Consider the following 20,912-nt stretch of genomic DNA (forward strand, 5'->3'; position numbering starts at 1 on the left):
TCAGACCGGCTTCCGCGCTCGCCAGCGACGCGGTTGGTCGGCCGGGAAGGCGATGCCACTGGCATCCAGCCCGAGGCTGACGAAGAGCTTGGCCAGTTCGATGGCGCAGCGGTAGCCCTCGAACACCGGAATACTCCAGCCCATCTCCTTCAGGCGCTTCTGCAGGAAGGGCTGCATCCAGTAGCTGGCGGAGCAGCCGAGGATAATGCTCTCCGCCCCATCCTCCTCGATGGCTGCCTCTGCGGCGGCAACGGCGGCTTCCAGCATGGCTGAGGGCTGGCCCGAGAGCGCCAGCGCCTTCTCCCTCGCGATGGACTGCTCGCCCTGGTGCGCCGGGCGGGGCAGGGGGAAGTTCACGTTGCGGATGGAGGCGCAGTGCTCGGTGAAGCGATACCCCACGACGAGGTTCGCCATCTGCGCGTTGTGCGTCTCGGAGATGTCGATGATGCTGAAGCGATGGCCCTGAGTGACGGCGATGTGCATCTGGGCATGCGCGCAGCTCGTCACGGGTATGCCATAGCGGCGCCCAATCTCCCGCGCCTCCGGATAGCCGGGATCGCCGCCGCCGAGCAGCACGACGGCGTCGAAGCGCCCGCTCTCGCAGGCTTCCCGTACCAGGGGCAGGCGGTTCACGCCCACCATCATGAACTCCTCCTTCGTCTCCACCGGCCACTGGCCATGGGTGGCGGGGGCACCGGCATGGACGTCCCATTCCACGCTCGCCAGCAGCGGGGCGACGTTGGCGTAATCCATCACCAGGTCCTCGCGCGTGCCGCTGTGCGGGCGCAGCGCATAGGCGCCGGGCGCGAGGCTGAAGGCGTTGATCAGCATCAGGCGGGGCGTGGTCATCGGGTGGAACTTCCAGCGGAGTGGCTGCGCAGCAGCACGGAGACGAGGAGCGAGACGAGGGCAAGCTGCGCGGCGACGAGGGTCAGCGGCAGCACCCAGCTTCCGGAGAGGGCGACGAGCAGCGTGAAGCCGGCCGGCGCGAAGAGGTAGCCAAGGAAGGTGAACAGCGTGGACCCCGCCGTGGCCGCGGCAACCTGGGCTGGCGGCGCGAGGCGGGCGACCTCCGACAGGTAGATGCCGTTCCAGCTGGCCGCCAGGAAGCCCGCCGCGCCCGCCAGCAGGTTGACGACGAGGAGGGAGGTGTCCGCCGGCATCCAGGCGAAGCCCAGAGTCACCGCGGCGGCCGCCACCGCCTGGATCAGCAGGTTGCGGACGGGCCGCCCAGTGCGGTCTGCCAGCCAGCCCAGGAGTATGCGGGCGACGACGCCGGCCGCCTGCATGCTGGCGAAGGCTGTTCCGGCCTGCACGAGGCTGAGGCCGTGCGAGAGGTGCAGCCAGGTGACGGAGAAGGTGAAAAGGCACCCCTGCACAGCGGCGAAGGACATGGCGAGGGCGGTGAGCGGCGGCAACGACGGGTGCAAGCCGAGCGCGACGACAGGCGCCGCCCAGGTCCGCCGCTGGAGGATAGTGCCGAGGCCGATGGGCTGGCGCGGGTCCCGCTCCGCGTCCAGCGTTTCCTTGAGTGGCTGGATGACCAGCGCTGCGAGGAGTGCGACCGCGACGGTGACGAGGATGCCCGCCATCCAACCGAAGGCGTTGGCCACCGGCGCGGTCACCAGCCCCGCGAAGGCCCCGCCCAGCGGCGCGCCGGCCTGTTTGATGGAGAAGATGAGGGTGCGGTGCCCGGCCGGCGCCGTGGCCGCCAGGATGCGGCTGCCGGCGGGCGGGGAAGGACCGTAGCCGATGCCGAGCAGGAGGGAGGCGGCGACCAGCGCCGGGGTGCTGCCCACGCCGAGCAGCAGCATGGCCGCGGCGGAGACCGCCGCCCCCCATTGCAGCGTGCGCACCGGCCCCATGCGCGTCAGCAACGGCCCGCCGAGGAGGAGGAACAACGCGGTGCCTGCCGCCACCAGGGCCGAGAGGTTCCCCACTGCCTCCGGCGGGAGGCCGGCCCGGGCGGTGACCAGGGGCGCGATGACAGGCACGCTCTGGGTCAGGAAGGAGGCGACGGACTGCATCAGCAGCGTCGAGCCCAGCGCCGCGACCCAGGGCAGCACCCTCAACCCGCCCCGCCGGCGGGGGGGCTCATCGCCGCCACCGTGTCCATGTAGTGCGCCTGGATGGTGGCAGAGGCGGTGGGGCGGTCTCCCTTCTCCATCGCCTCCAGCAGCGCCCAGTGCTGGGCCTGTTGGCGGTGAGTGCCGAGGTCGTCGGCGCGGGCGCGGATGTAGCGCTCGATGTTCACGCGGTGGGTGCGGAGCATCTCCGCAAGGCGGGGCCAGCCGGCGGCGTCGTAGATCGCGTTGTGGAACTCGGTGTTCAGGTCGGTCCAGGCATCGTCGCGCCTCTTCAGCCGGTCCATTCGGCGCAGCGTCCGCCGCATTCCCTCCAGCCCCTGCGGCGTGACGCGCTCCATCACGCGGCCGATGCAGAGCTGCTCCAGCGCCACGCGGATGCTGAAGAGCTCCTCCAGGTCCGCCTGGGTGAGCGTCGTCACCTCCACCCCGCGGTAAGGGAAGACCTGCACCAGCCCCTCGGTCTCCAGCTGCTTCAGCGCGTCCCTCACGGGGGTCCGGCTGACGCCGTGCGTGGCAGCGATCTCGTCGATGTCGAGCCGGCTGCCGCCGCCTAGCTCGCCGCGCAGGATGCGTTCCCGCAGGGCGGCGGCGATCACGTCCTGGCGGCTGGGGTAGTGGATGGCGGCCGCACCGGCCGAGGGCTTGGCGGCCGTACCGGCCAGGAGCCTGCGCGCGGAAAGGGGCTTGCGAAGGGAACGTTCGTTGGTCATGCTCCAACTAATATATTAGACTCCGCATTTTGCAGGAACCCTCCTTTTGCTTCTTCCCCCCGCTGATCCGGCCGCCGACCCAGTCCTCTCCGACATGTTCGACCGCGTGGCGGCGAGCCGGGGCTGGGTGTCCAATGCCATGAAGTCCTTTGCCCACGCGCCGGAGGGCCTCGGCGTCTTTTCCGCCGTCGGCCATTACGGCCGCTACGGCACAGCGCTGACGGAGGTGCAGCGCGAGCTGGTGATCCTGCTGGTGGGGCGTGGCGTTCCCTACGCCTGGGGGCATCACGCGCCGCTCGGGCTGCAGGCCGGGATCACGCAGGCGCAACTCGACGACATCAGGGATGGCCGGGTGCCGGAGACGCTGGCGGAGGCCGATCGTGCCCTTTGCGCCTACGTCCTCTCCTTCCTCGCGGGGCGCGGCACGGGGCTCGAGATCGCCGGCCCGCTGCGCGCACATTTCAGCCCGCGCCAGGTCACCGACATCACCCTCCTCGCGGCCTATTACCTCGCGCTCGGCACCTCGATCCTCGCGCTCGGGGTGGAGCTGGAGCCGCCGGAGATCCTCGCGATCGAGCTGGAATGGCAGCGCAAGCAGAGCGCCCTGCCGGAGGGGAGCTGACCATGCCCCGCCACATCGCCTGCCTGTCCTTCGACTTCGACACCTGGTCCGGCTTCGCCTCCCGCGGCATGCTGACACCGACCCCCATCTCGCGCGGCGAGTTTGGCGTGATCGGCGCCGGGCGCATCCTGGACCTCCTGGCCAGCCGCGGAATCAAGTCCAGCTGGTATGTGCCGGGCGTGGTGATCGAAACCTACCCGCAGGCCTGCGAGCGCGTGATCGCCGGCGGGCACGAGATCGGGCACCACGGCTGGAGCCACGTGCCGCCCGCCGACCTTCCCGCGGACCGGGAGGCGGAGGAGTTCGCGCGCGCGGTGGAGAGCATCCGTCGCCTGACCGGCAAGGGGCCGGTCGGCTACCGCTCCCCCTCCTGGGACATTAGCGACCGCACGCTCGACCTCGCGATCCAGCACGGCTGCCGCTACGACAGCAGCATGATGGGGCATGACTGCGAGCCCTATTTCGCGCGGCGCGGGGACAAGGTGGCGGCCGACGCGCCGCTGGTCTTTGGTGAGACCACGGATCTGGTGGAGATCCCCATCAGCTGGTCGCTGGATGACCACCCGCACTTCGAGTTTTTCCGCCTGCCCACCACGCTCATGCCCGGTCTGGCAAATGCCAACGCGGTGCTAGAGAACTGGATCGCGGACTTCGAGTACATGCGCCGCACCACGGAGTGGGGGATGCTCGTCTTCACCTTCCACCCCTACGTCATCGGCCGCGGGCACCGGATGCTTATGCTGGAGAAGCTGATCGACGCGCTCGGCAAGATGGGCGCCGAGTTCCTGACGCTGGACGAGATTCAGCAGGAGTTCCGCGCGCGCACCGCCGCCTAGCTCCGCCATGCGAGGGGCCGCAAGAGCCCCCGCTCCACGACGCCCGATCATCCCACGGTTCGACCCCAGAAGGATCCCCCATGCGCCGACGCCACCTCCTCCTCTCGCCCCTTACCGTGGCGATGCCGGCCGTGGCCTGGGGGCAGACCTATCCCACCAAGCCTATCCGGATCATCGTGCCCGTGCCGCCTGGCGGCGGCACGGACATCATCACGCGGCTGGTGCAGCCGGGGCTGCAGGAGCGGCTGGGCCAGCCCGTGCTGATCGAGAACCGGCCGGGCGGCGGCAGTACCATCGGCACCAACCTCGTTGCACAGGCGCCGGCCGATGGCCACACGCTGCTAATGATCGACAGCGCTGTGGCGGTGAACCCTTTCCTCTACGCCCGCCTGCCTTTCGACACGGAGCGCGATCTCCAGCCCGTCTCGCTGCTCGCCACCGCGCCCGTGATCCTGGTTGCGAATCCCTCCTTCCCGCCAAGGACGGTGAGGGAGGTGCTGGACTATGCGCGCGTCCATCCCGGCGCGGTGAACTTCGCCTCCGGCGGCAACGGCGCCTCCACCCACCTGGCGGGCGAGATGCTGCGCTCCGTTGCGAAGGTGGACATCGTGCACGTGCCCTATAGCGGCACGGCCCCGGGCGTCACCGCCGTGCTGGGCGGGCAGACGCAGATTATGTTCGCGGGCATCAGCTCTACCCGGCAATACGTGGAGGGCGGGCAACTCCGCGCCATCGCCATCACGGGCAACCAGCGCTCCCCTGCCTTGCCGGATGTGCCGACCTTTGCAGAGGCCGGGCTGCCCGAGATGAACGCCGAGACGATCTGGGGTCTCTGGGCCCCCGCCGCCACGCCGCCCGCCATCGGCGAGCAGCTGTCACGCGAGATCGCGGCGGTACTCGCTCTGCCGGAGATCCGGTCCAAGGCGATTGACCTCGGCTTTGTCACGGCCGGAACGACGCCGGCCGAGTTCTCCGCCCGCTTCCGGCGCGAACTGGAGACCTGGGGCCCGATCGTCCGTCAATCCGGCGCGCGGGCGGGCTGAGGCGATGGCTGGGCGTGATCTTTCCGACCTCTCGGGCAAGGTCGTCCTCATCTCAGGCGGCGGGGGAGGGATCGGGAGCGCGGCCGCCCGCGCCTTCGCGGCGGCCGGCGCCGCCGTGGCCGTAGCGGACCGCCTGAAGGAAAGCGCGGAGGCGGCGGCGAAGAGCGTGCGGCAGGCCGGCGGCGAGGCCCTGGCGCTGGAGACCGACGTCACCTCGGACGAGAGCGTGGCGGCCGCGGTGGCGGGCACCCTCTCGCGCTTCGGGCGGCTGGACGTGCTCTACAACACCGCGGGCGGCACCGATCCCGCGGACGGGCCGGTGACGGAAGTGCCGCTGGAGGTTTTCGACCGCACCATCAACCTCGATCTGCGCGGCACCTTCCTGTGCTGCCGCCATGCCATCCCCGCCATCATCCGTGCGGGCGGCGGGGCGGTGATCAACATGTCCTCCGGCGCCGCCCTGCGCGGGGCGAGCCCCTTCCACGTCTATGGCGCGGCCAAGGGGGCCATCCTTTCCCTCACCCGTGCCCTGGCCGGGCACTACGCGAAGCAGGGCGTGCGGGTGAACGCTATCGCCTCCGGCCGCGTGCAGACCGCGCGCATCCTGCGCGACTGGGGCACGCTGGATCCGGCCGACGAGGGGCGCGACCCGCAGAACCCGGCAGCGCGCCTGCGCGAGTACCCCTTCTGGGTCGGCGACCCCGAGCACATCGCGGCCACCGCCGTGTTCCTGGCCTCGGACGCAGCGCGGATGATCACCGGCACCACCATACCCGCCGATGGCGGGCGCTCCGCCTACTGACCACCCGGCACCGTGACACCGGCGCCGGGCGCAGCACGAACGACAAGAGAAGACGCAGGGACGAACGTACGGCAACGCCCAGGAGATAGACGACCATGCCACTATCGCCTAGCACCCCATCCCGCCGCGCGCTGCTCGCGGCAACCGGCGCGCTCCTCGCGCAGCCAGGGCTGGCGCAGCCCGTCGTCTGGCCCAATCGCAGCGTCCGCGTGCTCGTCGGCTACCCGGCTGGCGGTGCCAACGACCTCGTGGCCCGCGCCGTATCTGCCCCGCTCTCCGATATCCTCGGGCAGAGCTTCGTGGTGGAGAACCGGGCCGGTGCCGCCGGGTCCATCGCCGCGGAGGCCGCAGCCCGCGCCGCGCCGGACGGCTACACGCTCTACATGGTCTCCAGCTCCCAGGTGCTGGCGCCTAGCATCCGCCGCAACCTCGGCTTCGATCCCCTGAAGGACTTCACGCCGATCGCGCTCGGCGCCCGCTCACCCTATTACCTCGCGGTGCATCCCTCCGTCCCGGCGAAGGACGTGAAGGACCTTGTGGCCCTCGCCAAAGCGAGACCAGGTGCGCTCAGTTACGCCTCCTCCGGAGTCGGCGCCGGCCCGCATCTGACCATGAGCCTCTTCATGGCCGTCGCAGGGGTCGAGTTGGAGCACGTGCCTTACAAGGGCGATGCCGACCTGATGGCGGACCTGACCACCGGCCGCGTGCCGATCTCTTTCATCTCCGTCGCGGCGAGCTATCCGCACATCAAGGCTGGGACGTTACGCGCCCTCGCCGTTTCGGGCGGTGAACGTCTCGCGCTGACGCCGGAGGTGCCGACGGTTGCCGAGTGCGGCTACCCCGGCTTCGCCATGGATGCCTGGTGGGGCCTCGTCGGACCGGCGGGCCTCGCTCCGGAGATCGTAGAGAAGACGGCGGCGGCCATGCGGCCGATCCTCGACGCCCCTGCTTTCACCGCGCGCTTTGCGACGCTGGGCGTGGTGCCGGGGAAGCTGGGGCCAGCCGAGTTCGGCGCCCTGATCCGCGCCGACCGCAGCCGCTTCGACGAGATCGTCCGCATCGCGAAGATCCCGGTGCAGGACTGACGGGACCCGGGGAGGGTGATTTATGACAGAGGCAGCCAGCTTCACCGCGAGCGACGGCGAGACTATCGCCTATTACATCGACGACTTCACCGATCCGTGGCGCCGAGCCCCGGTGATGTTCCTGCTGCACTCCGCCATGGGCGATTCGGAGCGCTTCTACTCCTGGGTACCCGGGCTCGCCCGGCACTTCCGGCTGGTCCGCATGGATCTGCGCGGCCATGGCAGATCCAGCGTGCCGGCTCCTTCCGTGCCGCTGACGATGGACCGGCTGGTGGACGACGTGGTGGAGCTGATGGCGCTGCTTGGGGTCGGGAAGGCGCATGTCACCGCCAACTCCGCCGGCGGCTACGTGGCGCAGAACCTCGCCATGCGGGAGCCGGAACGGGTGCTCAGCATGGCGGTGGTCGGCTCTACCCCCGGCCTCAGCCCTGAGGCGCTGAAGTGGCTGCCGCGCATCAAGGCGGAGGGGCTGCGGCCCTTCCTGGCTGACACCATCCATATGCGCTTCGACCTCGCCAGCACGGATCCCGGCATGGTCGAGTGGTTTCTTGACCAGACTGGAGGGAATGACCCGGACTTCGTGGTCCGCTTCATCGGCTATGCCGCGACGCAGGACTGGAGCGACCAGCTCCATCGCATCCGCTGCCCCAGCCTTGTAATCCTGCCGGGCGCAGAGACGGTGGGTGCCGCCGCCCTCTACGACACGATGCGGGACCGCATCCCCGACGTACGGATGATCGCGTACGAGCACATGCCCCACAACATCGCGGATATGCTGCCGGACCGCTGCGTCGTGGATATCCTCTCCTTCCACCGCGACAAGTTCGGCTATCCGAAGGCCTGAAGAGCGATGACCGAGCTGGCGCATGCCCTGTCTCCAAGCATGGAGTTCCACACGGCAGGCGATGGCATCCGCCTCGCCTGGCGCGTTGACGACTTCACCGATCCCTGGCGCCCCCGGCGCGAGCCGATCCTGCTACTGCACCCGGCCATGGGCGCCTATCGCCGCTGGTACGGCTGGATTCCGGTCCTCGCGCGCGAGTTTCCAGTGATCTCCATGGAGTTGCGCGGCCACGGTGCCTCCGAGGTGCCGGATGAGTCCCATCCCATTACCGTCGAGCGCCTCTGCGACGACGTGCGGGAGCTGCTGGACGCGACCGGCGTGGCGCGCGTCCATCTCGTCGGCAATTCCGCGGGCGGCTATGTCGGGCAGCGGCTGGCTATCGAGGACCCTCAGCGCATCGCCACTCTGTCACTCTTCGCCTCAACGCCCGGCCTGCGGAACAGCAAGGCCGGCACCTGGCCGGCGGAGATCGCGCGGGTGGGGCTGGAGACCTTCGTGCGCGCGACGGTGACGGACCGCTTTCCCGAGGGCACGGATCCCGGGCTGGTGGACTGGTTCTGCCGCCAGACCGGGGGCAACGACCCGCACTGGATCAGCCGCTTCGTGACCCATATGGCCAGCCGGGACTGGACGGAGGAGCTGCCGCGCATCGCCTGCCCCACCCTGATCGTCGCACCCGGCCACGAGCCCATTGGGTCGCACACCCAGTACGAGATCATGCGAGACATGATCCCGCGGGCGGAACTGCTGACCTATGAAGGAATGCCGCACAATCTCGGCGACGCGGTGCCGGAGCGCTGCGCCCGCGATGTCCTCGGCTTCCTGCGGCGCCAGGGTGCCTGAGCGGGCACTGCGTGCGGGCGGCGGGTCAGGCCGGCACGGCCGCCTCCAGCGCGGTGACCAGGGCTGCGTTGGCGGGGGCGGCAAGGCCGAGCCGCGCAGCCCTCTCCACCACGGCACCGTTGATGAGCGAGACCTCCGTGCGCCGCCCGCGCGCGAGGTCCTGCGCCATGCCGCTGGTGGCGCCGGAATCCAGCGCCCCGCCGTAGCGGACCAGCCCGACGTCCAGAGCCGCCAGGGCCGTCGGCTCCTGCCGCGCCGCGGCGAGCCACGTCGCCCCAGGCACGCCGCAAAGAGTGTTCAACCTCATCCCCGCCGCGCCTGCCGCGGCGGCTACCTCCAGCCCGACCCGCGTCATCTCGGCCCGAAGGTCGGGATCGAGGAAAAGGTCGCGGATCGGCCGCCGGTGCAGGGCGGAGAGGGGCGAGGTCATGCAGTTGAAAACCATCTTGGTCCAGCGCGCGGCGGGCAGGTCGTCCACCACCTCCGCCCTGTCCACCTGGCCGAGCGTCGTGGCCAGGGCGCGGAGGCGCGGACCCGCCGGGCCAGCCGTCTCCCCCAGCCGGAAGGTCGGCGCGCCGCCGTCGAGGCGCCGGCGGTGGCGCCGCACGGTGCCGGGCCCGACAAGATTGGCGAAAAGGCCGGTGACGATGCAGCCCATCACCCGGTCGGCGCCCAGCTGTTCCGCGAGGTCCAGATCGGCCAGGGCATTGAGAGTCACGAGGTAGGGCCCGCGATAGACCGTCTCAATGCGCTCGACGGTTGCGGGCGCGTCGGCCAGCTTCGTGCAGAGGACGACCAGCCCGGGCGCGACGGACGCGATCTCCTCCACGGTGTCGATGAGGCGCAGCCGCATCTCCAGCCGTCCGGACGGCTCGTCGATCCGGAGGCCTTGCGTCCGAATGGCCTGCCGGTTCGGGTCCCAGGGTTCAAGGACAACGACCGGCTCGCCGGCTGCGGCGAGGTGCCCGGCCAGGTAAGCGCCGACCGCCCCGGCCCCTACGACGAGCAGAGGCGCCTGGCTGGCGGCAAGCGGAGTGCTCATGCAGGAGATTTCCTTGTGCCGGATCGACGTGCGGGATCCTACCACGCCCGCAGGTTGGGCATGACAGGCGATATCGCGTGAGATACGCGGCCGGCGACGCGCGCGACTGGGTGCGGAACACGCTCCGCGGCTATCTCACCGTCCTCTACACGCCATTTCGCGAGGACGGGTCGGTCGACGAGGAAGGGCTGCGGCACAACGTGCGACGCACGCTGGAACTGCCGGGCGTGGGCGGCCTGTCCGTGAACTCCCTGCACCAGGAGTTCTGGACACTCACGGGGGCCGAGAGAAAGCGCCTCGTCGAGGTCGTCCTGAATGAGGCGGATGGCCGCGCGCCAGTCGTCGTCGGATGCTCCGATCCCTCGGCCGAGACGGTCGTCGATCTCGCGCGGCACGCCGCCGCGGCCGGCGCCGACCTAGTTATGGCCTGGCCGCCCTTCTACGGGCCGAGATCCACCGAGAGTGTCCGGCACTTCTACGAGTACGTGGCCGGACGGATCGGGATCGGGCTCGTGCTCTACAGCACGACCCTGCCGGAACTCGGCTACTACCTGGCACCGCTGGAAGTGGAAGCGCTCCTGCCGCTGCCCGCCATCTGTGCCGTGCAGAACACGACACTGAACCTTGCGCAGTACGCCGCCATGCTGGAGCGGGTCGGGGACCTATTGCCCGTCGCGACCTCGCTGGAGGAGTATCATCTCTTCGGCCAGATCGCCTTTCCGGAGCGCGCGCCCCGCTTTCTCATCGGCTCATCGCGCCCGGTCCTCTGCCAGACGCAGGCGCACCCGCATTGCGGACGCTTCGTCGAGGCGATGGCGGCAGGCAGCCTAGCGGAGGCGGCCGCCGAGGCCCGGACGATTATGGCGATCGCCGATCGTCTGCAGAGCCGGTATTTCGCCCGCGGCTTTCACCATGTCGGGCTCTTCAAGCACGTTGCCGGCCTTTTGGGCATGCGGGCCGGTCCCACCCGGCCGGGCGTCGCGCCAGCCAGCGCGTCCGAGCGCGAGGAGGCAGAGCAGATCCTGCGGGATCTCGGCCTCCTGTCCGAAGGCAGGGCATGATGGTACCCAGCCACTCCTGATGCGTAGCGCCCCCGGCCGCCAGCGGCCGCCCAGCGGAGACCCCGGATGACAGACGCGGCCCCTTCGAAGTTCCGGTTCCTGATGGTCCGGCACTTCACGCTGCCCGAGCATGTCCATGAGCGCTTCGGCATGAACGACCGCGCGCCTAAAGAGGCGATGCTGATGAACTACCAGCACCTCGCACCCCTCCTTGAGGATGTCGACTGGGACTTCCATCCCGGCCCCATGGCCACGCATGGCGACGGCGACGGCTATCCTGAGACGCGCGAGGAGCTGGCCATTGTCGGGTCGAACCGCTTGCCTGTGGTGCGGGAAGCCTGCGAGAGCGGGCGATACAACGCCATTATCCTGCTCGGTGGTGTGGACCCAGGCTTCTGGGAGGCGCGCGAGATCGCCCAACCCTATGGCGTGGCGGTGACGGCCAATGCCTTCGCCCAGATGCATGTCGCCTGCATGCTCGGCGCCCGCTTCAGCGTTCTCGACATCTCCGAGGGCCAGAGCGTGAAGATGGTGGACCTCATCCGCCTCTACGGCTTCGCTGACCGTTGCGCCTCAATCCGGGTCGTGGATTACCCCCTTCCGCGCAAGCCCTTCGACTACGGTCGCTCCACCCTCGACGAGCGCCGTGGCTTCGCCCGTGGCGAGCCTTCCGCGATGCTGGACGAGGCCGTGCGCGAGGCGATCGCTTGCATCGAGGAGGATGGCGCCGAGAGCATCATCCTCGGCTGCTCCGGCTGCTACTGGTTGCAGGATCCGCTGCAAAAGCGGCTGAAGGAGATGGGCTGGGACATCCCAGTGCTGGAGGGCTACCGCGCCGCCATCGAGGTGGCGAAGCTGATGGTTAATCTCGGCGTCGGGGCGAGCGGCATCGCCTTCCCACCCCCGTTGCCCCGCCGCTGGCGCCGGATCAAGACGTTCTAGCTTATTTCGACAGGTCGATGGTCTTGGAGATCTGGACCCACTGCCCCACGATCTCCGCCGTGCGGGCTTGGTGGACCTCCGGCATGTCGCCGATGGGGTAGACACCCCTGTCGCGCAGTGCCGGTCCGATGGACGGATCATTCAGGGCCGCGGCGAACGCCTCTCTCAGCCGGAGGCGGATGGGCATCGGCGTGGCCGCGGGAACATGGATGCCCCAGATGCTCGATACATCGACGCCTGGAACATCCTGTTCCGCGAAGGTCTTCACATTCGGCAAGGAAGGGTCGCGGGCCGTGGTCGCCAAGCCGATCAGCTGCTCATTCGACAGCAGCGCGCGCGGTCCGTTGAACATGACACCGATATCGCCCGCGAGCAGTCCCGACATCAGTGGACCGGTCGATCGATAAGGAACATGCGTCATTTCAATCCCGGCCTTGAGGCAGAACAGCACGCCCGCGAAATGCGTGGATGCCCCGACACCACCAGAGCCGTAGGCCACCCCGCCCGGATCGCGCTTGGCCGCCACGATGAGATCAGGGAGCGTCTTTGTCGTCGCCTTCGGCCCTGCCATCAACACAACAGGCGAATTCGCAAGCATGGTAACGCCCGCGAAGTCCTTCAGCGTATCGTAGGGAAGCCGCTTCTGGATGGCGGGGTTGAAGTAGAACGTGTTGTCCGCGGCCAGGATGGTGTAGCCGTCTGGTTCCGAGCGGGCGACCATCTCGGTTCCAACGACGGTCGTCATGTCTGCACGATTATCCACGACGACAGTCTGGCCGAGTTGGGCGGTGAGGACCGGGACGAGCTGCCGAATGAGCACGTCGGTTCCCCCGCCAGCCGCCCGGGGAACGATGATGCGGATCGTGCGGGAGGGATAGGTACCCTGTGCGATTGCTGGCGTGCAGAGGGCCATACCCGCCAGTCCACCCATGGCGCCGCGCCGCGTCACGATCATCTGCTGAACTTTCCTGCTTGTGCTCAGTGGCTCGCAGCATCGACTTGCATGTACTGAGCTGTCGTGCTGTCCGACCGAAATCGTTCTAGTGGAATCGAGAGGTGTCAAGCGCATTAGCGACACGGCCAGACGACCGTCGGTGAGATGATCGCTCTTGGCTTCAGCTCGAAACAGATCGGAGCATTGTCGCCGTGATGGCAACGCCATTCTCGCATGCCCTGACCTCCACTCGTCAGGGTTCTGGGTCGTAGGACCCGGCTGGTCGGGTCCGACCCAGGGACCTGACGATGACCAAACCACTCTCGCCCACGCAGACGCAGGTCCTCAGCGCGGCCGCTCAGCACCCAGCACGACTGGCCGAAGCTCCACCGAATCTGCCGACCGCTGCTCGGAACGCGGTGTTCCAGAGCATGCTGAAAGCTGGGTTCCTGGAGGCGTTGCCGACACCTGGCGACGGAACGGCGGTGGTGCTGCAGATTACCACGGCTGGGCTGGCGGCGGTCGGTGAGCCAGGCACGGCGGAGGCAGCCGGAGAGCGCGCGCAGGAGGGCGGGGAGGGCACCAGGCGCCGGCTACCGCCCCTGTCGCCTCGAAGCCCCGCATCACTCTCCGGGACGCCGCGACAGCCCTACTGGTTGCCTGGGACACGAGCCTGGAGCGCTCTGCGCTGCCCGTCTCCGTCGAGGCGCTCCGGGCCGCCCTGAGCCGCATGGAGGCAGACCGCCCACCTCGCGACCCCTCTGCCCCAAATCGACCGCGCAAAGGGACAAAGCAGCAGGCCGTCCTCACCCTCCTGCGCCGAGAGGAGGGCGCCACCATCGCCCAGGTCATGGAGGCGACCGGCTGGGCTCAGCACACGGTCCGGGGCTGCCTGGCCGGACTGAAGAAGAAGGGGCACACCGCCGAGGTGCTGGAGCGGGTGCGCCAGGTTGGTCCAGGGGCACAGGGTACGAAGGGCAGCTACAGCGTGTCCCGCATCGGCGGAGGCCAGGGCTGATGGCCGGCTCCCGCCTCTCCCGCGCCGCCACCCAACCCCGGTACGCCGTCGCGCTGGACCGCGTATCCACGGCCGAACAGGGGCGCTCGGGCCTGGGCCTGGAGGCCCAGCAGACCAGTGTCCGCGGCTTCGCGGAGCGCGAGGGTTGGACGTTGGTCGCCGAGCACCAGGACATCGCCTCCGGCAAGGACGACCGCAGGCCGGGGTTCCAAGCAGCCCTAACCCGCTGCCGCCAACTCGGGGCGGTGCTGGTGGCCGCCTGCCTCGATCGGATCACCCGGCGCGCCCACACCCTTTCGCAGCTGCTGGAGGAGGCGGCGCATAAGGGGCGGGTCTATCCGGGTGAGCATCTCCCCATCATCGACCGGGCGCTCTGGGACAAGGTCCACGCGCTGCTGAAGGAGAGCCCGCACACACGGGGCAACGCCAATCGGCATCAGACGCCGGCGTTGCTGAAGGGGCTGCTGTTCGGGACTGACGGTCGGGCGCTCTCGCCCTCGCACACCTGTAAGCGCGGGCGGCTGTACCGGTACTACGTCAGCCAGGCCGCGCTGAAGGGTGCAGAGGACACAGACCCCACTCTGGTCCGGCGCATCTCGGCCGCCGAGATTGAGGGTGCAGTAGTCGGGCAGGTGCGCGCCCTCTTGCGTCAGCCCGAGATCGTCGTGGGCGCCTGGGCGGCGGCGCGGGCCACGGACCCCGGCCTAACCGAGGGCGAGACCAGAGATGCCCTGTATCAGCTGGAGCCGCTCTGGGACGAGCTATTCCCGGCGGAGCAGGCGCGGATCGTCGGACTGCTGGTCGAGAGGGTGACGGTGTCGAGCACGGGGGCTGACATCCGGCTCCGTTTCGAGGGGTTAGCCAGCTTGGTGCGGGACCTGGGGGCGAGCAGAACGCCGGTGCTGGAGGCAGCGGAATGAGCGCCACGCACCCGGCCAGCCTCACGGTCCAGGTGCCGCTGCGGATCCGGCGCCGACCGGGGCGGAAGACGGTGGTCACGCCGGAACGACCGACCCTGGCTGCGCCCAGCCCCACCATCTCGACCTGTGCGGATCCTGCTCTGGTCAAGGCACTGGCCCGAGCCTTCCGATACCAGCGTATGCTGGACGAGGGGCGGTATGCATCCATCGCTGAGCTGGCCGAGGCGGAGAACCTGGACCGCGGGTACATGGGGCGGCTGCTGCAGCTGATGTTGCTGTTGCTGGAGATCGTAGAGGCGACGTTGAACGGGTCGCAATCAGAGCAGCTATCGTTAGGCCGGGCCATTGATCCGCTTCTGCCGGAGTGGGAACAGCAAGCTGCCATCCTGGCCAGCGACCATCGTGCATCTGCGAGTTAAGTCCGCCTCGCGCTCAGGCCCGCTGATGGGGCAGAGTGCGACGCCCCCGAGGCACAGGTATGTGCCTCCGCGCTAAGTTATAGATCGTATCCGGATAAGCTGGCCGATCGACACCTCTAGTCGACGACGTCCGCTGTAACGTCTAGGGGGGCCGCGACCACGTCACCCGCGACGGGTACAATCTTGACCACCGCGCTGGTAGCCCGGAACGGCAGCGCCACAACCCCGCACCCAGTCAAGCCTGCTGCAAACGTGGCGAGGAGCGCGAGACGCGTCAAACGGCGGGGAAGCATCATAGCGAATCTCCTCAACTTTCGGATTGAGATGATACATCAGGGTACCAGCCGTCCGTATGTCCAGGGGCGGATTACGACCGAAGTGATCTGAGGTGCCGGAGGACAGAGTGTGGTTGCGCATCCAGCGCCGGGCAGGGTGGAAGACGGTGGGCACGCTGGAGGGGGTAACTCCGGCTGCGCCCAGCCCCACAATTTCTACTCGTGCTAATCCTGCCTCGTTGAAAGTGCTGGCCCGAGCCCGCCGGTACGAGCAGATGCTGGACAAGGGGCGCTACTCCTCCCTTACCGAAATGGCCGAGTCCGAGAGGCCGGGCCGCGGGTACATGGGGCGGCTGCTGCAGGTGACGTTGTTGGCGCGGAGATTGTAGAGGCGATGCTGGATGGGCGTTGTCCTGCGCCGAACCTGCCCAAGCCATGATTTCACGGTCCGCAGCATGGGGCCAGTAGTGTAAACAGTTCGGCTGACGGCCGTCGCAGCTACGGCAGCTTTGCGCCTGTCCCGGCCATTCACTTGGCATCGTCGACTTCTGGGAAGCCGACATAGCCGCTTGGGGCGCAGGGCAGCCCTGACCGTCGCTGGTCGAGTATACCTGTATGGGATGAACCAACGGAGCAGTTGCACTTGCGAGCCAGAGATGCCGGCCTCGGCTGGGGCGATCTTCCCGCCGGGTCCCGGAACGCGATCACCGACGTGCCCGGGGTCAGGGTAGGCCATGTCACCCTGCGTCGCGGAGAGGATATCCGGACCGGGGTGACGGCGGTCCTGCCGCACGGGGGCAACCTGTTCCGCGAGAGGGTTCCGGCGGCGGTCGAGATCGTGAACGGCTTCGGTAAGAGCGCCGGGCTGATGCAGGTCCAGGAACTCGGCGAACTCGAGACGCCGCTCCTGCTCACGAATACCTTCGGGGTGGCGGCGTGCACCGAGGCCCTGATCCGCCACGCCATCGTGGAGGAGCCACGGGTCGGCCGGGATACCTCCACAGTCAATCCCGTTGTGATGGAGTGCAACGACGGCTACCTGAACGATATCCAGGCCCTGGCCGTCACGCCGGCCGACGCGGCGGCCGCGATCCAGGCGGCGGGTGAGGATATGAACTCCGGCGCCGTGGGCGCGGGAACGGGGATGAGTTGCTTCGGCCTCAAGGGCGGGGTCGGCACCTCGTCCCGTCGGCTGCGGATCGGTGGGGACAATTTCCATCTTGGGGCCCTGGTGCTGGCCAACTACGGACGGGCAGGCGACCTGCGTCTGCCGGACGGGCGGCGCATCCCGGCCGGGGCGGGGAGCCCGGAGCGGGGATCGGTGATCGTGGTGATCGCGACGGACGTGCCGCTGGACCATCGCCAACTGCGCCGCGTCGCTGCACGGGCCGGTGCAGGGATCGCCTGGACGGGGTCGTTCTGGGGGCATGGCAGCGGCGATTTGGCGCTGGCCTTCTCCACGGCGGAGCGGCGGCCACACGAGGCGCCGCAGCCGATCCTAACCCGGCGCGTCCTGGCCGAAGCCGGGATCGACGCGCTGTTCCGTGCGGCGGCCGAGGCCACGGCCGAGGCGGTGATGGACGCCATAGTGGCCGCGGAGCCCATGACGGGCTTCCGCGGACACCACCGGGCGGCGCTGCGGGACGTGCTGGCCGCTATGCCTTCGTGACGCCGGCATAGCGGTAGCGGTCGCTCATGGGGCCGGTGTCGAGGCCCGTGACTGTGGCGCGCGTGACGGAGTTCTCGATGAGCTGGAAGAGCATGACGAAGGGGCTGCTCTCCCGGCTCACCCGCTGGAGCTCCTCGTACATGGCGTTGCGCTTGGCGGCGTCCGGCTCCTTGCGGGCGGCGAGGGTTCGGGCGCTGATCTCGGGGATGTGCCAGCTGGCGCGCCAGGCCAGGGTCTTGTTGCGGGCCTCATCCGAATTGTCTGTATTGATGAGGAAAGCCTCGGCATTGGTGTTGGGGTCGAAGTAGTCGCTGCCCCACTGCACCTGGGCGATGTCGTGCTGGCGGGCGCGGGTGCGGCTGACGACCTGCCGGCTGTCGCCCGGGTTCATGCGCAGTCGGATGCCGATGCGGGCGAGGTTCGCCTGGATGGCCTGGGCGATGTCCAGGAAGGGGGCCTCGGCCGTGAAGTCGAAGCTGGCCTCAAAGCCGTCGGCGAGACCTGCCTGGGCCATCAAAGCCCTTGCGGCGTCGATGTCCTGGCGGAAGGGGGTGTCGGTGAGGGCGCCGGGCAAGCCCTGGGGCAGGAAGCTCTGGTTGACGGCGTAGGTATTGGGAACGAGGCCGCGCTGGATACCCTCGTAGTCGATGGCCATCTTAATGGCCTGCCGCACCTCCGGCCGGGCGAGCTGCGGAACCTTCTGGTTGAGGGAAAGATACATGACGCTGGCGCGGCGCTGCGCGTGAAGCCGGAAGCGCTGATCCTGCGAGACCTGACGGATCTGCTCGGCCAGGAGGTTGCGGGCGATGTCGAAGTCGCCGCGCTGGAGGCCGAGAAGCTGGACCGATGGGTCCGCGACATGGCGCGTGATGATGCGGCGGGTGGCAGGGGCGCGGCCGGCGTGGGGGTTGGCCTCCAGCACGATGCTCTCGTTCGCCCGCCAGCTGCGGAGCATGTAGGGGCCGGAGCCGGCGGTGTTGGCCTTCAGCCAGGTATTCCCAAGATCGTCGCCGCGCGCCTGTGCGGTAGCGGCCGCCTTCTCGATCACGCTGCCGACCACGGCGGAGAGACAGAAGAGGAGGAAACTGGGAGCGGTCGGCTCCTCCGTCCGCAGGACGAGGGTGTGGGGATCGGCGGCGCGGATGCGCTCGGCCACATTGTCCTTGGTGAAGCCGAACTGGTTGATGATGAAGGCGGGCGACTTGTTCATGATCACGGCGCGCTGGAGCGACCAGGCCGCGTCTTCCGCCGTGACGGGGTTGCCGGAGGAGAAGCGGGGCCCCCGGCGCATGCGGAAGGTGAAGGTCCGGCCATCGTCGGAGACGGCCCAGCTCTCGGCGAGCTCGCCGGTGAGTTGGGCGGGGTCGTTGTTCGGGGTGGTGACAAGCTTCTGGTAGACGTTGCCGCAGACCTCGGCGCCGCTCCACTCGAAGCTCTCGGCCGGATCGACGCTGGTGAGATCGCTGATCTGCTTAGCGACGACAAGAACGCCGGCCGGTGTCTGGGCCATGGCGGGCAGGGCGGCGCCCAAGAGAAGTGGGGCTTGTAGCAAGCCGCGTCGTGCCAACACCATTGCTCGTGCCTCTCCCTCAAACCGCGGAATGATCGCCAGGAAGGCTGCTCTGGCGCAAGTCCGCCCCTTTACCGCCCAGAGCGGCGGGGTATGGCTGTGAGGGTCACCTCGAGCGAGCGGTATTCCTTGTTCGCTAGGGCCGTTGGGATCTCGGCAGCAGCGAGAAATCATTCGTCTCGGCCACCCGATCCTGAGCGGTCGCGCTTGCCTCCCGGCGAGACCTAGCGCCGTGTGGATGAAGGACTTGGTCCCGGCACAAGCTTGGCTGGTGTTGGCTGCGAACGGCCGATTGAGGCTGGGCCTTCCGGTGGCCCCTTCCTTGGATGACTCACTCGGAAGCGGCCATGCCGCTTTCGGCCAACCTCGGACTTTGAGGTGAGCGCCGCTTGATGAGTCATGGCGGCGACTGCTTCTCGGTTACGGTGCTGCATTGGGCTCATGCTGGCCGCGAGTTGCGGGAAGCCACGACAGGCTTCCACACGCTGGATCCCTACATCGAAGATCTGGAACTCGGAGGAGGGGAGGACGGGCGGTACTGGTGTTACCGAGCCTGCGTGCCTCTACAACCGCGCCGGACCCTGCAGCCCTGGAGGTGGTGTCGCCTCCTCCGCATCCGGGTCGCGGCCCTGCTGCCTATCGAGCGACCGCATGATGGGCGTGACGGTGAGCCCGTGCAGCAGGACCGACATGAGGACGATAAGCCCCACCAGCCCCCAAAGGCGCTCGGCGCCCGCCACTTCCATGTGGTTCAGCCCGTATGCCAGGTAGTAGAAGGAGCCGACGCCCCGGATGCCGAAGAAGGCCAGGGTCAGCTTCTCGCTCCGGTCCGCCCGGAACCCGATCAGGCCGATCAGGCCCGTCACCGGCCGGATGACCAGCAGAATCACCGCGGCGATCCCCACATCGGCCCAGGTCACGGGGGCGAGAAGGCCGCTCACCAGCGCACCGCCAAAGACCAGCAGCAGGACCATCATGGCGATGCGCTCGATCTGCTCGGTCACCGCGTGCATCTGCAACTGAAAATCGTGATCACGGTGAGCATGGCGGAAGGCGACCGCGGTCACGAAGACCGCCAGGAAGCCGTAGCTGTGGATGATCTCCGTCAGCCCGTAGGAGACGAGCGTGGCGGAGAGCGCGATCAGCCCGTCACCGGTCTTGGCCAGCTTGGTCTCGGCCGGAACGTGGAAGGTGAGCCACCCGAAGGCGCGGCCGATCAGCCAGCCGGCACCAACGCCGGCTCCGATTTCCCACAGCACCCGGTAGGTGAACCACTCGACGAACCAGGGCTCACCGGTGCCGGCCACCGCGGCCAGGGCGATCGCGAGATGAACGAAGGGGAAGGCCAATCCGTCGTTCAGCCCGGCCTCGGAGGTCAGGCCGAACCGCACCTCGTCCTCCTCGCCTGTCTTGGGCGGGCCCACCTGGACGTCGGCGGCGAGAACGGGATCGGTGGGGGCGAGACTGGCCGCGAGCAGGAGGGCGATAACCCAGGGCATTCCCAACCCTCCGCCCAGCAGCAGAGCGATGGCGGCGATGCCGAGGGGCATCGTCACCCCGAGCAGCCGCCAGGTCACGGCCCATCGCCGCCAGTCGAAGATGCGGTCGAGCTTCAGGCCCGCCCCCATCAGCGCGATGATCACCACGAACTCGGTAAACCGCTCCGTGATCTCTGGGTGGTCGAGCGGCAGCGGCCTGATCGTCATCTGCGGCAGCGAGAAGAGGGCCGCACCGAGCGCGATGCAGACGATCGGCAGGGAGAGCGGCAGGCGTTTGAGGACCAGCGGCAGCCAGGCGACCAGGGCGACGAGAACCCCGAAGCCGGTGAGGGCGAGGATGTAGGGATCGGGAAGCAGGCTGCCGTCCATCATGCGTCCTACCGAGGTTGATTGGACCGCCGCCCTGCCTACCCGTGGTTTAACGGTCTCCCGACTTGCGGTTGCTCTGGGTCGAGCTGCTTACCCCGCCCTGCTTGCCGCCGCTGCGTACAGCGCCCGCATGAGCATCCTTAGGATTGGCCTTACCACCTGTGGCGTTCTTGCCGCCCTGAGGTGCGCGACCGGCAGGCGGAAGGGGAGGGAGGTTGGCCATGGGAACGCCTCGTGATGTTGGAAGGAGGGATCGGCGCAGCGGGTCGAACGACACGGCATCGCCACGCCCACGATCGGCACAGCTGAAGCTCGGGCGTTT

At 68.6% G+C, this 20,912-nt stretch carries 22 protein-coding genes; 14 read left to right on the forward strand and 8 right to left on the reverse strand.

Translation table 11 applies throughout. The features are described from left to right. The 3 genes from VQH23_RS10670 to VQH23_RS10680 are packed head-to-tail and all read right to left on the reverse strand — an operon-like array spanning nucleotide 1 to nucleotide 2,797. The gene (locus tag VQH23_RS10670) at nucleotides 1–849 is read right to left on the reverse strand and encodes an aspartate/glutamate racemase family protein (protein ID WP_338665620.1); all 849 of its coding nucleotides are present in this window, start codon (nucleotides 847–849) and stop codon (nucleotides 1–3) included. Beyond that, complete coding sequence (locus tag VQH23_RS10675; RefSeq protein WP_338665621.1) at nucleotides 846–2,066, reverse strand: MFS transporter; 1,221 nt, start codon at nucleotides 2,064–2,066, stop codon at nucleotides 846–848. Before VQH23_RS10675 ends, VQH23_RS10670 begins: the two co-directional genes overlap by 4 nt. A gap of 2 nt (nucleotides 2,067–2,068) precedes the next feature. Continuing rightward, the gene (locus VQH23_RS10680; protein WP_338665622.1) at nucleotides 2,069–2,797 is read right to left on the reverse strand and encodes a GntR family transcriptional regulator; all 729 of its coding nucleotides are present in this window, start codon (nucleotides 2,795–2,797) and stop codon (nucleotides 2,069–2,071) included. A 46-nt stretch (nucleotides 2,798–2,843) separates the two neighbouring features. Between VQH23_RS10680 and VQH23_RS10685 the strand changes: the two genes are divergently transcribed. The 7 genes from VQH23_RS10685 to VQH23_RS10715 all read left to right on the forward strand — a co-directional run bounded on the left by VQH23_RS10685 (nucleotide 2,844) and on the right by VQH23_RS10715 (nucleotide 8,872). Continuing rightward, on the forward strand, nucleotides 2,844–3,419 hold the full coding sequence (locus VQH23_RS10685; RefSeq protein WP_338665623.1) for a hypothetical protein: 576 nt from the start codon (nucleotides 2,844–2,846) through the stop codon (nucleotides 3,417–3,419). Nucleotides 3,420–3,421: 2 nt separating this feature from the next. Further along, on the forward strand, nucleotides 3,422–4,255 hold the full coding sequence (locus VQH23_RS10690) for a polysaccharide deacetylase (protein ID WP_338665624.1): 834 nt from the start codon (nucleotides 3,422–3,424) through the stop codon (nucleotides 4,253–4,255). Between the two features lie 80 nt (nucleotides 4,256–4,335). Further along, nucleotides 4,336–5,298, forward strand: a complete 963-nt coding sequence (locus VQH23_RS10695; protein ID WP_338665625.1) for a tripartite tricarboxylate transporter substrate binding protein — start codon at nucleotides 4,336–4,338, stop codon at nucleotides 5,296–5,298. Between the two features lie 4 nt (nucleotides 5,299–5,302). Further along, the gene (locus VQH23_RS10700) at nucleotides 5,303–6,100 is read left to right on the forward strand and encodes an SDR family oxidoreductase (RefSeq protein WP_338665626.1); all 798 of its coding nucleotides are present in this window, start codon (nucleotides 5,303–5,305) and stop codon (nucleotides 6,098–6,100) included. 95 nt (nucleotides 6,101–6,195) lie between these two features. Then, nucleotides 6,196–7,185, forward strand: coding sequence for a tripartite tricarboxylate transporter substrate-binding protein (locus tag VQH23_RS10705; protein WP_338665627.1), 990 nt, complete (start codon nucleotides 6,196–6,198; stop codon nucleotides 7,183–7,185). Between the two features lie 22 nt (nucleotides 7,186–7,207). Next, a complete protein-coding gene (locus VQH23_RS10710; RefSeq protein WP_338665628.1) occupies nucleotides 7,208–8,029 on the forward strand; it encodes an alpha/beta hydrolase in 822 nt (273 codons plus the stop codon). A 6-nt stretch (nucleotides 8,030–8,035) separates the two neighbouring features. Then, entirely contained in the window at nucleotides 8,036–8,872 is an 837-nt protein-coding gene (locus VQH23_RS10715; RefSeq protein ID WP_338665629.1) for an alpha/beta hydrolase, read from the forward strand. Between the two features lie 25 nt (nucleotides 8,873–8,897). Here the strand turns inward: VQH23_RS10715 and VQH23_RS10720 are convergent, their stop codons facing one another. Beyond that, nucleotides 8,898–9,914 (reverse strand): ketopantoate reductase C-terminal domain-containing protein, encoded by a 1,017-nt coding sequence (locus VQH23_RS10720; RefSeq protein WP_338665630.1) that lies wholly within the window; start codon nucleotides 9,912–9,914, stop codon nucleotides 8,898–8,900. 77 nt (nucleotides 9,915–9,991) lie between these two features. Between VQH23_RS10720 and VQH23_RS10725 the strand changes: the two genes are divergently transcribed. Together VQH23_RS10725 and VQH23_RS10730 are read left to right on the forward strand one after the other, a co-directional pair. Then, nucleotides 9,992–10,975, forward strand: a complete 984-nt coding sequence (locus VQH23_RS10725) for a dihydrodipicolinate synthase family protein (RefSeq protein WP_338665631.1) — start codon at nucleotides 9,992–9,994, stop codon at nucleotides 10,973–10,975. 66 nt (nucleotides 10,976–11,041) lie between these two features. Next, nucleotides 11,042–11,917: an aspartate/glutamate racemase family protein gene (locus VQH23_RS10730; protein ID WP_338665632.1), complete on the forward strand. Its 876-nt coding sequence runs from the start codon at nucleotides 11,042–11,044 to the stop codon at nucleotides 11,915–11,917. Nucleotide 11,918: 1 nt separating this feature from the next. On the opposite strand, the gene VQH23_RS10735 is transcribed toward VQH23_RS10730, so the two are convergent. Next, nucleotides 11,919–12,872, reverse strand: coding sequence for a tripartite tricarboxylate transporter substrate-binding protein (locus VQH23_RS10735; protein ID WP_338665633.1), 954 nt, complete (start codon nucleotides 12,870–12,872; stop codon nucleotides 11,919–11,921). 709 nt (nucleotides 12,873–13,581) lie between these two features. Here VQH23_RS10735 and VQH23_RS10740 point away from each other — a divergent pair. Genes VQH23_RS10740 through VQH23_RS10750 form a run of 3 tightly spaced genes read left to right on the forward strand, consistent with a single transcriptional unit; the run spans nucleotide 13,582 to nucleotide 15,208 of the window. Beyond that, nucleotides 13,582–13,869, forward strand: coding sequence for a DUF3489 domain-containing protein (locus VQH23_RS10740; RefSeq protein ID WP_338665634.1), 288 nt, complete (start codon nucleotides 13,582–13,584; stop codon nucleotides 13,867–13,869). Continuing rightward, nucleotides 13,869–14,789: a recombinase family protein gene (locus VQH23_RS10745; RefSeq protein WP_338665635.1), complete on the forward strand. Its 921-nt coding sequence runs from the start codon at nucleotides 13,869–13,871 to the stop codon at nucleotides 14,787–14,789. Before VQH23_RS10740 ends, VQH23_RS10745 begins: the two co-directional genes overlap by 1 nt. Then, the gene (locus tag VQH23_RS10750) at nucleotides 14,786–15,208 is read left to right on the forward strand and encodes a hypothetical protein (RefSeq protein ID WP_338665636.1); all 423 of its coding nucleotides are present in this window, start codon (nucleotides 14,786–14,788) and stop codon (nucleotides 15,206–15,208) included. The genes VQH23_RS10745 and VQH23_RS10750 overlap by 4 nt, the downstream gene beginning before the upstream one ends. Nucleotides 15,209–15,324: 116 nt before the next feature. Here VQH23_RS10750 and VQH23_RS10755 read toward each other — a convergent pair whose 3' ends face one another. After that, nucleotides 15,325–15,504, reverse strand: a complete 180-nt coding sequence (locus tag VQH23_RS10755) for a DUF6726 family protein (RefSeq protein WP_338665637.1) — start codon at nucleotides 15,502–15,504, stop codon at nucleotides 15,325–15,327. Nucleotides 15,505–15,722: 218 nt separating this feature from the next. Between VQH23_RS10755 and VQH23_RS10760 the strand changes: the two genes are divergently transcribed. Together VQH23_RS10760 and VQH23_RS10765 are read left to right on the forward strand one after the other, a co-directional pair. After that, entirely contained in the window at nucleotides 15,723–15,872 is a 150-nt protein-coding gene (locus VQH23_RS10760; RefSeq protein ID WP_338665638.1) for a hypothetical protein, read from the forward strand. A gap of 254 nt (nucleotides 15,873–16,126) precedes the next feature. Beyond that, the gene (locus tag VQH23_RS10765; RefSeq protein ID WP_338665639.1) at nucleotides 16,127–17,152 is read left to right on the forward strand and encodes a P1 family peptidase; all 1,026 of its coding nucleotides are present in this window, start codon (nucleotides 16,127–16,129) and stop codon (nucleotides 17,150–17,152) included. Here the strand turns inward: VQH23_RS10765 and VQH23_RS10770 are convergent. Continuing rightward, nucleotides 17,139–18,662 carry an ABC transporter substrate-binding protein gene (locus tag VQH23_RS10770; RefSeq protein WP_338665640.1) on the reverse strand — a complete coding sequence of 508 codons (1,524 nt, stop codon included), beginning with the start codon at nucleotides 18,660–18,662 and terminating at the stop codon, nucleotides 17,139–17,141. The two genes, VQH23_RS10765 and VQH23_RS10770, sit on opposite strands and share 14 nt — an antisense overlap. Before the next feature lie 623 nt (nucleotides 18,663–19,285). Continuing rightward, complete coding sequence (locus tag VQH23_RS10775) at nucleotides 19,286–20,590, reverse strand: cation:proton antiporter (protein ID WP_338665641.1); 1,305 nt, start codon at nucleotides 20,588–20,590, stop codon at nucleotides 19,286–19,288. Nucleotides 20,591–20,912 lie beyond the last annotated feature (322 nt).

It is taken from the genome of Pararoseomonas sp. SCSIO 73927 (assembly GCF_037040815.1).
In the GTDB taxonomy this organism is placed as follows: Bacteria; Pseudomonadota; Alphaproteobacteria; order Acetobacterales; family Acetobacteraceae; genus Roseomonas.

Bases quoted from the DNA above. Each gene is read 5' to 3' on its own strand.
- VQH23_RS10670 (WP_338665620.1), bottom strand. From the start codon at position 849: ATGACCACGCCCCGCCTGATGCTGATCAACGCCTTCAGCCTCGCGCCC.
- VQH23_RS10680 (WP_338665622.1), bottom strand. From the start codon at position 2,797: ATGACCAACGAACGTTCCCTTCGCAAGCCCCTTTCCGCGCGCAGGCTC.
- VQH23_RS10690 (WP_338665624.1), top strand. From the start codon at position 3,422: ATGCCCCGCCACATCGCCTGCCTGTCCTTCGACTTCGACACCTGGTCC.
- VQH23_RS10695 (WP_338665625.1), top strand. From the start codon at position 4,336: ATGCGCCGACGCCACCTCCTCCTCTCGCCCCTTACCGTGGCGATGCCG.
- VQH23_RS10700 (WP_338665626.1), top strand. From the start codon at position 5,303: ATGGCTGGGCGTGATCTTTCCGACCTCTCGGGCAAGGTCGTCCTCATC.
- VQH23_RS10705 (WP_338665627.1), top strand. From the start codon at position 6,196: ATGCCACTATCGCCTAGCACCCCATCCCGCCGCGCGCTGCTCGCGGCA.
- VQH23_RS10710 (WP_338665628.1), top strand. From the start codon at position 7,208: ATGACAGAGGCAGCCAGCTTCACCGCGAGCGACGGCGAGACTATCGCC.
- VQH23_RS10715 (WP_338665629.1), top strand. From the start codon at position 8,036: ATGACCGAGCTGGCGCATGCCCTGTCTCCAAGCATGGAGTTCCACACG.
- VQH23_RS10720 (WP_338665630.1), bottom strand. From the start codon at position 9,914: ATGAGCACTCCGCTTGCCGCCAGCCAGGCGCCTCTGCTCGTCGTAGGG.
- VQH23_RS10730 (WP_338665632.1), top strand. From the start codon at position 11,042: ATGACAGACGCGGCCCCTTCGAAGTTCCGGTTCCTGATGGTCCGGCAC.
- VQH23_RS10735 (WP_338665633.1), bottom strand. From the start codon at position 12,872: ATGATCGTGACGCGGCGCGGCGCCATGGGTGGACTGGCGGGTATGGCC.
- VQH23_RS10740 (WP_338665634.1), top strand. From the start codon at position 13,582: ATGGAGGCAGACCGCCCACCTCGCGACCCCTCTGCCCCAAATCGACCG.
- VQH23_RS10745 (WP_338665635.1), top strand. From the start codon at position 13,869: ATGGCCGGCTCCCGCCTCTCCCGCGCCGCCACCCAACCCCGGTACGCC.
- VQH23_RS10750 (WP_338665636.1), top strand. From the start codon at position 14,786: ATGAGCGCCACGCACCCGGCCAGCCTCACGGTCCAGGTGCCGCTGCGG.
- VQH23_RS10755 (WP_338665637.1), bottom strand. From the start codon at position 15,504: ATGATGCTTCCCCGCCGTTTGACGCGTCTCGCGCTCCTCGCCACGTTT.
- VQH23_RS10770 (WP_338665640.1), bottom strand. From the start codon at position 18,662: ATGGCCCAGACACCGGCCGGCGTTCTTGTCGTCGCTAAGCAGATCAGC.
- VQH23_RS10775 (WP_338665641.1), bottom strand. From the start codon at position 20,590: ATGGACGGCAGCCTGCTTCCCGATCCCTACATCCTCGCCCTCACCGGC.